Annotated in this window: 14 protein-coding genes and 1 pseudogene; 8 read left to right on the top strand and 7 right to left on the bottom strand. The window is 71.4% G+C overall.

Annotated elements, in window-relative coordinates:
- Positions 1-138 precede the first annotated feature (138 nt).
- Positions 139-1512, bottom strand: a complete 1374-nt coding sequence (locus tag ACWD4P_RS36690) for an NAD(P)-binding domain-containing protein (protein WP_449782620.1) — start codon at positions 1510-1512, stop codon at positions 139-141.
- Between the two features lie 106 nt (positions 1513-1618).
- Here ACWD4P_RS36690 and ACWD4P_RS36685 point away from each other — a divergent pair.
- From ACWD4P_RS36685 to ACWD4P_RS36670, 4 genes and pseudogenes are all read left to right on the top strand, one after another.
- Positions 1619-1699: pseudogene (locus tag ACWD4P_RS36685) on the top strand (hypothetical protein); the annotation flags it as partial.
- A gap of 170 nt (positions 1700-1869) precedes the next feature.
- A complete protein-coding gene (locus tag ACWD4P_RS36680) occupies positions 1870-2565 on the top strand; it encodes an NAD(P)-binding domain-containing protein (protein WP_449782619.1) in 696 nt (231 codons plus the stop codon).
- Between the two features lie 24 nt (positions 2566-2589).
- Positions 2590-2952, top strand: coding sequence for an ArsR/SmtB family transcription factor (locus tag ACWD4P_RS36675; RefSeq protein WP_449782618.1), 363 nt, complete (start codon positions 2590-2592; stop codon positions 2950-2952).
- Between the two features lie 191 nt (positions 2953-3143).
- Complete coding sequence (locus ACWD4P_RS36670) at positions 3144-3617, top strand: N-acetyltransferase family protein (RefSeq protein WP_449782617.1); 474 nt, start codon at positions 3144-3146, stop codon at positions 3615-3617.
- Positions 3618-3634: 17 nt separating this feature from the next.
- Here the strand turns inward: ACWD4P_RS36670 and ACWD4P_RS36665 are convergent, their stop codons facing one another.
- From ACWD4P_RS36665 to ACWD4P_RS36640, 6 genes are all read right to left on the bottom strand, one after another.
- Positions 3635-3856, bottom strand: a complete 222-nt coding sequence (locus ACWD4P_RS36665) for a hypothetical protein (protein ID WP_449782616.1) — start codon at positions 3854-3856, stop codon at positions 3635-3637.
- Between the two features lie 438 nt (positions 3857-4294).
- A complete protein-coding gene (locus ACWD4P_RS36660; protein ID WP_449782615.1) occupies positions 4295-5341 on the bottom strand; it encodes an ArsO family NAD(P)H-dependent flavin-containing monooxygenase in 1047 nt (348 codons plus the stop codon).
- Entirely contained in the window at positions 5338-5556 is a 219-nt protein-coding gene (locus ACWD4P_RS36655) for a DUF2180 family protein (protein ID WP_449782614.1), read from the bottom strand. The genes ACWD4P_RS36660 and ACWD4P_RS36655 overlap by 4 nt, the downstream gene beginning before the upstream one ends.
- A gap of 5 nt (positions 5557-5561) precedes the next feature.
- Entirely contained in the window at positions 5562-6671 is a 1110-nt protein-coding gene (arsB, locus tag ACWD4P_RS36650) for an ACR3 family arsenite efflux transporter (RefSeq protein WP_449782613.1), read from the bottom strand.
- Positions 6668-7000, bottom strand: a complete 333-nt coding sequence (locus ACWD4P_RS36645; RefSeq protein ID WP_355263548.1) for an ArsR/SmtB family transcription factor — start codon at positions 6998-7000, stop codon at positions 6668-6670. The genes arsB and ACWD4P_RS36645 overlap by 4 nt, the downstream gene beginning before the upstream one ends.
- A gap of 499 nt (positions 7001-7499) precedes the next feature.
- Positions 7500-8099 carry a class I SAM-dependent methyltransferase gene (locus ACWD4P_RS36640; RefSeq protein ID WP_449782612.1) on the bottom strand — a complete coding sequence of 200 codons (600 nt, stop codon included), beginning with the start codon at positions 8097-8099 and terminating at the stop codon, positions 7500-7502.
- A gap of 178 nt (positions 8100-8277) precedes the next feature.
- On the opposite strand from ACWD4P_RS36640, the gene ACWD4P_RS36635 reads away from it, so the two are divergent.
- From ACWD4P_RS36635 to ACWD4P_RS36620, 4 genes are all read left to right on the top strand, one after another.
- Positions 8278-8718: an OsmC family protein gene (locus ACWD4P_RS36635; protein ID WP_449782611.1), complete on the top strand. Its 441-nt coding sequence runs from the start codon at positions 8278-8280 to the stop codon at positions 8716-8718.
- A 118-nt stretch (positions 8719-8836) separates the two neighbouring features.
- Complete coding sequence (locus ACWD4P_RS36630) at positions 8837-9652, top strand: sulfite exporter TauE/SafE family protein (RefSeq protein WP_449782610.1); 816 nt, start codon at positions 8837-8839, stop codon at positions 9650-9652.
- Between the two features lie 275 nt (positions 9653-9927).
- Positions 9928-10350 carry an arsenate reductase ArsC gene (locus ACWD4P_RS36625; protein ID WP_449782609.1) on the top strand — a complete coding sequence of 141 codons (423 nt, stop codon included), beginning with the start codon at positions 9928-9930 and terminating at the stop codon, positions 10348-10350.
- Between the two features lie 4 nt (positions 10351-10354).
- On the top strand, positions 10355-10578 hold a 224-nt coding region (locus ACWD4P_RS36620), incomplete at its 3' end, for an NAD(P)/FAD-dependent oxidoreductase (protein WP_449782608.1).

Genomic DNA, 10578 nt, shown 5'->3' with positions numbered 1-10578 from the left:
TGGTGGGGCTTGTCTTTTTTCCGTATCCCCCGGGGGTTTTGGTGGGCCCCGCCCGGGCGGGCCGGGGGGGGGGGGGCCGGCGCCGGGGCAGGTGTCCCGGTCGCGGCCCCGCTGAGGCTGGTGTTGGTCACCGTGAGGTCAGCAGCTCCCGGCGGAGGCGGCGGGGCCCCCGAGGCCGATGGTGAGGACCTGCGGCGCGGCCGGGACGGAGCAGCAGCCCCCGCCGCTCTGCGCGGCGTCGGGCTCGTCGAACAGGCCGGCGCCGCCGCAGACGCCGGTCTCGGGGAGGGTGAGTTCGACCCGGGCGGCGGCCTCGGTGTCGCCGGACAGTGAGGCGGCGATGGAGCGGACCTGCTCGTAGCCGGTCATGGCGAGGAACGTCGGCGCGCGGCCGTAGGACTTCATGCCGACCAGGTAGACGTCCTTCTCCGGGTGGGCGAGTTCCTTCGCCCCGTGCGGGTACACGGTGCCGCAGGAGTGCTGGTTGGGGTCGATCAGCGGGGCGAGCTCGGTGGGCGCCTGGAGCCGATCGTCGAGGCCGAGGCGGAGCTCGGAGAGGAAGGAGAGGTCGGGGCGCAGGCCGGTCAGGACGACGACGTGGTCGACGGGATCGCTGCGGCGGCCGTCCTCGGCGATCAGGACCAGCTGCTCGCCGTCGGTCTCGACGGCGGCGGTGCGGAAGCCGGTGAGCGCGATGGCGTGGCCGTCCTCGACGGCGGCCTTGGCGCGCAGGCCGAGCGCGCCGCGGGCCGGGAGCTCGTCGGCCTCGCCGCCGCCGTAGGTGGAGCCGGTGATGCCGCGCCGCAGCACCCACACGGCGTGCGTGCCCTCCTCCTGCTTCGCCAGGTCGGCCAGGTACGCGAGGGCGGTGAACGCCGAGGCACCGGTGCCGACGACCGCGGTGCGCCTGCCCGCGAACCGGGCGCGGACGGACGGGTCCTGGAGGTCGGGAATGCGGTAGGAGATCCGGCCGTTGGCCGCGCGCTCGCCGAGGGCGGGCAGGCCGTTGGCGCCCAGCGGGTTCGGGGTGGCCCAGGTGCCGGAGGCGTCGATGACGGCACGGGCGAGGAAGCGCTCCTCCCGGCCGTCCGCGTACTCGACGTGGACGGTGAACGGCTGCTCCTCGCGGCCGGAGTCGACGATGCGGTCACGCCCGGCGCGCGCCACCCCGGTCACCGTCGCGTTGTACCGGACGTGCTCGCCGAGGACGTCGGCGAGCGGCTGGAGGTACTGCTCGGCCCAGTCGCCGCCGGAGGGGTAGGCGGCGCCGTCGGGGCGGACCCAGCCGGTGGGGCTGAGCAGCTTCTCGGCGGCCGGGTCGACGACCTCGGCCCACGGCGAGAACAACCGGACGTGCGCCCATCCGCGAACCGCCGTGCCGGCCGAGGGGCCGGCCTCCAGTACCAGCGGCTCGATGCCGCGTTCCAGCAGGCGGGCGGCGGCGGCCAGGCCGACCGGACCGGCACCGACCACGACGACGGGCAGGGGCTGCTCGGCAGCGGAGGCGTTCACGAGGGTTCTCCTTTGATTCGACACTTGTCGATGAGGTGTTGCGAGTCCAGCATGGCATTTGCTTTGATGAATATCAACATAGACATTCGTCAAAGCAGGAGGAAGCGTGGAGATCGTCGACGTCGCAGTGATCGGCGGCGGGCAGTCCGGGCTGGCGGCGGCGCACGCCCTTCGGCGGCAGAGGCTCGTGCCGGTCATTCTGGAAGCATCCGGCCGGGCCGCAGGCTCCTGGCCGCACTACTACGACAGCCTCACCTTGTTCTCGCCCGCTCGCTACAGCGCTCTGCCCGGCATGCCCTTCCCCGGGAATCCCGACCGCTACCCGCGCCGGGACGAGGTCGTCGACTACCTGCTTGGATGCGCCGCCGCCCTCGACGCGGACATCCGCACCGGCCGGAGCTTCCCGGCCTGGCCGGCTTCGAGGGCGAGCTGCTGCACGCCGCCGAGTACGCGACCCCCGGGCCCTTCGCGGGAAAGCGGGTCGTCGTGGTGGGGGCCGGGAACTCCGCCGTCCAGATCGCCGCGGAACTCGCCGAGCGCAGCCGGGTCACCCTGGCCACCAGAGCGCCCGTGAGGTTCGCCCGTCAGCGCGTCCTCGGCAGGGACCTGCACGCCTGGCTGACCGCAACCCGGCTGGACACCGCCCCGATCGGCCGCTTCCTGTCCAGGCCGCCCGGTCAGCCGGTCCTGGACGACGGCCGGTACCGCGCCGCCCTTGCCGCAGGGATGCCCGAGAGGAGGCCGATGTTCACGTCCGTCGACGGTGCCAAGGTCACCTGGCTGGACGGAACGGCCGAAGCAGTCGACGCCATCGTGCTGGCCACCGGATACCGCCCGAACCTCCCGTACCTGCGCCCGCTCGGCGCCCTCGACCGGGACGGCCGCCCGCTGCACCGCGACGGCCTGTCCACCGTGGGCCCGCGCCTGGCCTACCTGGGGCTCGAATGGCAGCGCAGCCTCTCCTCCAACTCGCTGCGCGGGGTCGGGCGCGACGCGGCTCGGGTCGCCCGCCGTCTCGCTGGCGAACTCGGACGTGAGCGGCGTCTCCAGTGATTTGATGTATGTCAACATAGATGTATGTCGAACGCGAATGTGCTGCCTGTGCTGGAGCCCGAGGTCGTCGTGCCGTGCTGCCCGCCGCTGACCGCGGCGTCGCTGTCAGAGGAGGACTCGGTCCGGATGGCGACGATGTTCAAGGCTCTGGGCGACCCGGTGCGGCTGCGGCTGTTCTCCCGGGTCGCCTCGCACGAGGGCGGGGAGGCGTGCGTGTGCGACATCCAGGACGTCGGCGTCTCCCAGCCGACCGTCTCCCACCACCTCAAGAAGCTGCGCGAGGCGGGCCTGCTCACCTCGGAGCGGCGAGGCACCTGGGTCTACTACCGTGTCGAGCCCTCCGTGCTCGCCGCCATGGCAGGCATGCTCGCAGGCGCCGGCCGCTGATCCGCTCACCTGCACCCGAGCTGTCGCCCAACCTGTGTGCGGCTGCCGTACCACCCGCTATGGTGCCAACCGCACCTGCTTGACCGTCTTCCCCGAAGCGGTGCGTACGATCCTCGGCAGCAGCTAACCCCGCGTCCTTGCTGATCCTTCGGGAGACTCCCATGCCGCAGTCCGCGATCACCGTCACGCCGATGACCGCAGACCACGCTGGCCCGGTGCTGGCGATCTACCAGGCCGGGATCGACGAGGGGAACGCCACCTTCGAGACCGAGGCCCCGGCTTGGGAGATATTCGACGTCGCCAGGCTGCCCGATCACCGGTACGTCGCCCTCGACGGCGACGGTCGGGTGATGGGCTGGGTAGCGGCGTCGCGGGTCTCCGACCGGTGCGCGTACGCCGGAGTCGTCGAGCACTCCGTCTACGTTCACCCCGACGCTCGGGGCTTGGGTGTGGCCGGCTGGCTCCTGGGCGCGCTGATCGTCTCGACGGAGGCGGCCGGAATCTGGACGATTCAGTCCGGCGTCTTCCCGGAGAACACAGCGAGTCTCGCAGTCCACACCCGCGCTGGCTTCCGGGTCATCGGCACCCGCGAGCGCATCGGGCGCCACCGCGGGGTCTGGCGGGACGTCCTCCTGGTCGAACGACGAAGCCCGACCATCGACTGACCTTGGCACGCGACCTGTCACCTGCGGTTTCCGCGCACGGACCGCACCAGCTCGGCGAACGCCCGAATGATCGCGGGGCGCTCACCCGCACTCGTGCCGCGGATGCACAACGCGAACGAGGCGAACAGCATCGCCGCCGGAAAGAACAGCAGGGAAAGCACAAGCCACGGGGATGCGGAGGCCAACTCCGCGAGAACGGACCACATGATGGGTTTCTCCTCGACGGTGAACGGAGTCATCCGCGCGAGAGGCCCCAGTGGCGACAGAACCCCAACGACGACAGATGACCTGTCAAGGCGCAGGGCCCGAGGCTGCGCCACACCATCGCGGTGTGTTCGTTGAGATCTGCGAGAGATCGGGTAACGCTTGCCGAGAAGGGGAGCGTTGCGCTCCCGTCCACACAAGGGGCCGTCTTCCCCGTGATGGGAAAGACCCGGGTGGAGCCGTTGCGGCTCCGGTGCTGTGTGGCCCTGCCGTTGCGGCCGGGCGTCCTGGAGGTGTGGATGCTCCAGGTGGCACTTCCGGGGTCCTGCCCCGGAAGACCCGGGTCCTGCCCGAGTTCCGCATCAACTGATAGCACATCATGTGAGGTACGTCCAGAGCTCGTCGGTTCGACAGTGCAGATGCGGGGCGTGGACTGTGTGTCCCGGTAGCCCATTCCGGGGTGGGCGTGCGGGTCAGTGCAGGAGGTCGGTGATCTCGGTGACGGCCTGGCGGGCGGTGCGGCCGACGCCGATGAGGGTGGCGGAGGCGGGGCCGGTCCAGTCACCGTAGCCGAGGAGGTGGACGCGCGGGTCGGAGACGGCCCTGGTGCCGGTGGTGGCGATCCGGCCGCATGCCTCGGTGCGCAGGCCGAGTGGGGCGAGGTGGGCGAGGGCGGGGCGGAAGCCGGTGCACCAGATGATCGCGTCCGCCGGCCACAGTTCGCCGTCCGGCCAACGGGGGCCGACCGGGGTGAGGGCGGTGAACATGCGGTGGTCGGTGAGGAGTCCGGCGTCACGGGCGGCGCGCACGGGCGGGGTGGCGACGATGTCGCCGAGGTCGGAGATGCGCGGGCCGCCATCCTGGACGCGGCGGGTGGCGATCTCGAAGAGGGCGCGGCCGTCGATCTCGTCGGGCAGGAGGCGGGCGGGGCGGCGGGTGACCCAGCGGACGGCGGCGGCGACCCCGGTGAGGTCGGCGGCGATCTGCGCGCCGGAGTTGCCGCCGCCGACCACGACGACGCGCTGGCCGCTGAAGTCGGAGGCCCGGTGGTAGCCGGTGGTGTGGAGCTGGCGGCCGGTGAACACCTCGCGTCCCGGGATGGCGGGGACGAAGGGGCGGGTCCAGGATCCGGTGGCGCTGATCAGCGCGCGGGTGCGCCAGGTGCCGTCGCCGGTGCGGACGAGCAGGCTTCCGTCGCCGGTCTCCGCCACCGAGGTGACGGATACCGGGCGGTGGACGGGGAGTTCGTACCGCTTCTCGTACTCCGCCAGGTACTCGGTGACGTGCTCGGCGTCCGGCCACTCCGTTCCGGCCTGGCCCGGCATCGGGCGGCCGGGCAGCGACGAGTACGCGGCCGGGGAGAACAGGCGAAGGCTCTCCCAGTAGTGCTGCCACGCGCCGCCCGGCGCCTCGGCGGCGTCCAGGATCGCGAAGTCGAATCCGGCGCGCCGCAGGTAGTAGCCGGCGGCGAGCCCGGCCTGGCCGCCGCCGACCACCACCACGTCGGTCGTCGCCGTCACGAAGGGATCCCCGCGCCGGAGTGCACGGATGCCGAGCAGGACGGGCACAGGATCTGACGGACCACTGTCTTGTCGGCCGGACCGAGGACCGGCCCGCTCCGCAGCGTCGCGGCCTCGGTGCGGGCGTGGTCGGCGCAGACGCCGGCGCCGCAGCCGCGACAGACTCCGACGGCCGGGCTGGTCGTCCCCTCGGTGTCGCAGTCGAGACAGTGCATGGGGCTCAGGACTCCTTTGCCGCGGTGCTGACGGCGGCGGGGGCGAAGCGCTTGCGCCAGGCCAGGGAGACGTAGACGAGGGCGATGAGGACGGGCACCTCGATGAGGGGGCCGACGACTCCGGACAGTGCCTGGCCGGAGGTGACGCCGAAGGTGGCGATGGCCACGGCGATGGCGAGTTCGAAGTTGTTGCCGGCGGCGGTGAAGGCCAGGGTGGCGGTGCGGTCGTAGGCGAGGCCGAGGGCCTTGCCGAGTGCGAAGGTGCCGAACCACATGATCGCGAAGTAGGCGAGCAGCGGGAGGGCGATGCGGGCGACGTCTAGCGGCTGCGAGGTGATGGTCTTCCCCTGGAGGGCGAAGAGGATCACGATCGTGAACAGCAGCCCGTACAGGGCCCAGGGGCCGATCTTCGGCAGGAACTTCTGCTCGTAGGTCTCGCGGCCGAGCTTCTTCTCGCCGAGACGGCGGGTGAGGAAGCCGGCCAGCAGCGGGATGCCGAGGAAGACCAGGACGTTGACGACGATCTTGGCGACGGAGAAGTGCAGTCCGTCCTGTTCGAGGCCGAGCCAGCCGGGCAGGACGTCGAGGTAGAACCAGCCGAGCACGCCGAACATGACGACCTGGAACACCGAGTTGAGCGCCACCAGGACGGCGGCGGCCTCGCGGTCGCCGCAGGCGAGGTCGTTCCAGATGATGACCATGGCGATGCAGCGGGCCAGGCCCACGATGATCAGGCCGGTGCGGTACTCGGGGAGGTCCGGCAGGAGGAGCCAGGCCAGGGCGAACATGACGGCGGGGCCGAGCACCCAGTTGATCACCAGGGAGGAGGCCATGAGCTTGCGGTCGCCGGTGACGGTGTGCAGGCGGTCGTAGCGGACCTTGGCAAGCACGGGGTACATCATGACCAGCAGGCCGAGGCCGATGGGCAGCGAGACGCCGCCGACCTCGACCTTGGCGAGGGCGTCGTTCAGGCCGGGGATCAGGCGGCCGAGGCCGAGTCCGAGGCCCATGGCGAGCAGGATCCACACCGCGAGGAAGCGGTCCAGGAAGGAGAGCTTGCCGACCAGTCCGGCCTCGGGGTGGTCCGGGGGAGCGGTGGTCTTCGTGGGGGTCACGGGCAGGCCCTTTTCGTGTCGGCGCACGCGGTGGCGCGGGCGGTGGCGGCGAGGTCGCCGAGGAAGCCGGCGAGGCTGTCCAGGGCGTCGGGACGGAGCTTGTAGTAGGTGAAGCGGCCGCAGGGCTCGGTGTCGACCAGTCCGGCCTCGCGGAGGATCTTGAGGTGGTTGGACAGGTTGGTCTGCCGGGCGCCGGTCTCCTCGACCAGGTGGCTGGTGCAGAGGGCCTCGCGGGCGAGCAGGGTGAGGATCCGCATCCTCAGCGGGTCGGCCACGGCTTTCAGCACGTCCACCGGGCTATTTGTATCACTCTCTACTGACATCACCATGTAGTGATACGTTAGTCGATGTTGGCGGCACTTCCAAGCCCGCTGTCGAGTTCACGGGTCGAACCGCCCGTAGGTGCCGCAGCTGCAAGGGGGTGGCGCCGCTGGGGGTTGGGGCTGGGCATCTTGCGCATTCGGCGCGTGGCCGGCTGCCGCAGTAGCCCGGGGCTGGACACGGGGGAGTGCGGCGGGCCGGGGTGCCTTGATGAACCGGCCGGTGCGGGTGGGTGTCGACGATGGCGCCGTCGTGTGGGCGGCAGGGCAGGCCGGCCTCCGCCGCAGAAGGGGGCGGGGTGTCGGTCGAGGCTCTTGAGTGCCTGCTGCAGCCCTGGATGCTGCGCCGATGCTGCTGCTGCCGCCCGAAAGCCGACCGTGCGCGCCCCCTCAAGGGGGGTGTCACCTGTGGCGGACCGGCTTTCGAGGCCGGCACTCCGGAGACTCCCTGGGCCGCGCCGCTTCGGCGGCAGGGTGTCGGTCCATCGAGTGCCGGCCCGGGTTGGGGTCAGTCCTGAGCGCGGCTCAGGATCCAAACGCCGTAGGTGTCGTTCGCGGGGTGCAGCTGGTAGGTGCCTGCCCGCAGGTCGACGCGCAGTCCGGCGGCGGTCAGGTCCGCCTCGAACTCCGCCGCCGTGTAGGTGCGGGCGTGCGGCGGCGGGTCCTGGAGGTGGAATCCGACGAGGATCCGGCCGTTCTCACCGAGTACGCCGCGCATCGCGCCCAGCGCCGTGCGCTCGGTGCCCTCGGCCAGGAAGACCATGACGTTGCCCACGCAGACGACCAGGTCGAACGGGCCGTCGTCGGGGCTGAGGTCTAGGATGTCGCGTTCCTCGATCGGCAGTCCGGGGTAGGTCTCCCGGGCCTGCCGGACCAGTGCCTCGTCGGGTTCGATCGCGACCACGTCGTGCCCCCGCCGCCGGAGCGCGGCGGCCACCCGGCCCATGCCGGCGCCGGCGTCGAGTACCCGGGCGCCGCGCGGCACGAGCGTGTCGGCGAGCCTGGCCTCGCCGTCGACATCCTCGCCGGCGGCGATCAGCTCGGCGAACCGCTGGCCGAAGCCTCCGCTGCTTCCCGCTTCCTGCCAGCGGGTTCGCCGAGTCGTCATCGGTATGGGCTCTCCGTGTGGCAGCGTGATCCTGTCCATGTCCCGAATCCTAAGACGGTGCCGTCGAGGCGGGTCATGGCGCCTGGGGTGCCTGCCACGGGCCTTGGAGCGTGCGGTCCCGGTTGCCGACCGGCGGCCTGTGGCACACGCTCCCGATCTGTTGAACGGAGTGCCTGCGATGGAGGAAAGTGCGACCCCGCCGACCGTCTACCAGGTCCAAGGCCACACCGGTCCCGGAGGCGATGCCCGGGTTCGGGCTGCCACGCAGACCATCCTCGTCGACGGTTCCTGGGGGAGTGCCCCGAGCGGTGCACCGGGCCCAGCCGACCTGCCTGCCGCCGCGTTCGCTGCCTGCCTGCTCAAGAACGTCGAACGCTCCAGCAGGCTGCTGCCCTTCCGTTATCAGCGCGCCGAGGTCGACGTGCAGCTCCGCCGCCAGGACGCCCCGCCCCGCTTCACTGCCGTCACCTATGAGCTGAGGCTGGTCACCGACGAGCCCCAGCGCCGGATCGACCTGCTCCACCAGAACCTGCGCCGGTTCGGCACCGTCTACAACACCCTGGCCGCCGTGTGTGACGTCGACGGCACCGTCCTACCCGTCGCCCCGCCTGCTGGGTGAACACGCGCCCGGGCGGCCTGGGCGGCCCACTGCCTGGTGGTCTCCTGCTTCGGTGCCGACCTGTTCTCGGAGGACTCGCCATGGCGGGTGGTGGCCTCGATCCGTGAGGATGCCTGTCGTGACCATCGACACGGACCTCGCGCCACAGCGTTCGACGCGCTCGATGCCCCTGGTCTTCGGGGCTGGCACCGCCATCGGCGTGCTGGGCGGGATGATCGGCCTGGGTGGCGCGGAGTTCCGCCTGCCGCTGCTGATCGGCCTGTTCGGGTTTGCCGCGCTCTCGGCGGTCATCCTGAACAAGGCGATGAGCCTGGTCGTCGTGCTGACCGCCCTGCCCGCCCGGCTCGCCGCAGTGCCGGCCTCGCAGCTGGCCGCGCACTGGCCGGTCGCGGTCAACCTGCTCGCCGGGAGCCTGCTGGGCGCCTGGGCCGGGGCAGGCTGGGCTGTACGGATGCGCAGCGCCACCCTCTACAGGGTGCTGGCTGTGCTGATGGTGCTCATGGCCGCCGCCCTGCTGGTCACGCACGCCACCACCCTGGGCGCGCTCGACCTTCCGCCGTGGGCCCGGGTGCCCGGCGGGGTCGTGGCCGGGTTCGGCATCGGGGCGGTCGCGGCGATCATGGGGGTGGCCGGCGGCGAGCTGCTGATCCCGACGATCGTGCTGCTGTTCGCGCTCGACATCAAGACCGCCGGGAGCCTGTCCCTGCTGGTGTCGCTGCCGACCATGCTGGTGGCCTTCGCCCGATACAGCCGCGACGGCAGCTTCGCCGTCCTCGGCGCCAATCTGCGCTTCACCGCCGTGATGGCCGCGGGCTCCGTCGCCGGCGCCGTGCTGGGCGGCCTGCTCCTGGGGGTGTTCCCCGACCTGGTCCTCATCCCCGCGTTGGGGGTGATCCTGCTCGTCTCCGCCGTCAAGCTCGCCCGGCACCGCTGAGTCCGGGTGGCCGGTGCGTGTGCGGGTGGATGGGGGAACCCGAGGCCATCCGGGGCTTCGGGCGAGGGCGCTGCTCTCGCCATTCACATCACTGTCGACTGACATCACCATATAGTGATACGTTTGTCGGTGTCGGCAGCCGTTCCGAGCCGACCGCCGAGTCCAGCAGCGCAATCGGTCTGCGGACACCGCAACTGCCGCAAGGCCGTGCCGCTGGCGCGACCGTCCCCGCCCGGTCGTGTCGTACGGCACCCCCGTCTTCGAGGAAGAGCGAGATGACCACCTCCCCCGTAGCCTCCGTGCTGTTCGTCTGCGTCCACAACGCCGGCCGCTCCCAGATGGCCGCCGGATTCCTGGCCCACCTCGCGGGCGACCGCGTCGAGGTCCGCTCCGCCGGCTCCATGCCGGGTGACCAGGTCAACCCGTCCGCCGTCGCCGCCATGGCCGAGCTGGGCATCGACATCTCGGACCAGAAGCCGAAGATCCTCACGACCGAGGCCGTCCAGGCGTCGGACTACGTGATCACGATGGGCTGCGGCGACGCCTGCCCGTACTTCCCCGGCAAGAAGTACCTCGACTGGAAGCTGGACGACCCGGCCGGCCAGGGTGTCGAGGCCGTCCGCCCGATCCGCGACGAGATCAAGACCCTGATCGAGAACCTGATCGCCGAGATCGACGCCAAGCAGCTGGAGGGCTGACCGCATGAGCGACGTCCGTAACGTGATCATCATCGGTTCCGGCCCGGCCGGGTACACGGCCGCGCTCTACACGGCCCGTGCCTCCCTCAAGCCCCTGGTCTTCGAGGGGGCCGTCACCGCCGGTGGGGCGCTCATGAACACCACCGAGGTCGAGAACTTCCCGGGCTTCCGGGACGGCATCATGGGCCCCGAGCTGATGGACAACATGCGGGCCCAGGCCGAGCGCTT

The sequence above is a fragment of the Kitasatospora sp. NPDC002543 genome (assembly GCF_053594915.1).
Note: the sequence above shows the minus strand (reverse complement) of the source record. Positions and strands in the feature narration are given on the sequence as shown.

What these genes read in the sequence shown, in the direction of transcription:
- ACWD4P_RS36680 (WP_449782619.1), top strand. Translation starts at nt 1,870, where the DNA reads ATGCGCCGCCGCCCTCGACGCGGACATCCGCACCGGCCGGAGCTTCCC.
- ACWD4P_RS36675 (WP_449782618.1), top strand. Translation starts at nt 2,590, where the DNA reads ATGTCGAACGCGAATGTGCTGCCTGTGCTGGAGCCCGAGGTCGTCGTG.
- ACWD4P_RS36670 (WP_449782617.1), top strand. Translation starts at nt 3,144, where the DNA reads ATGACCGCAGACCACGCTGGCCCGGTGCTGGCGATCTACCAGGCCGGG.
- ACWD4P_RS36665 (WP_449782616.1), bottom strand. Translation starts at nt 3,856, where the DNA reads ATGACTCCGTTCACCGTCGAGGAGAAACCCATCATGTGGTCCGTTCTC.
- ACWD4P_RS36655 (WP_449782614.1), bottom strand. Translation starts at nt 5,556, where the DNA reads ATGCACTGTCTCGACTGCGACACCGAGGGGACGACCAGCCCGGCCGTC.
- ACWD4P_RS36645 (WP_355263548.1), bottom strand. Translation starts at nt 7,000, where the DNA reads ATGGTGATGTCAGTAGAGAGTGATACAAATAGCCCGGTGGACGTGCTG.
- ACWD4P_RS36640 (WP_449782612.1), bottom strand. Translation starts at nt 8,099, where the DNA reads ATGACGACTCGGCGAACCCGCTGGCAGGAAGCGGGAAGCAGCGGAGGC.
- ACWD4P_RS36635 (WP_449782611.1), top strand. Translation starts at nt 8,278, where the DNA reads ATGGAGGAAAGTGCGACCCCGCCGACCGTCTACCAGGTCCAAGGCCAC.
- ACWD4P_RS36625 (WP_449782609.1), top strand. Translation starts at nt 9,928, where the DNA reads ATGACCACCTCCCCCGTAGCCTCCGTGCTGTTCGTCTGCGTCCACAAC.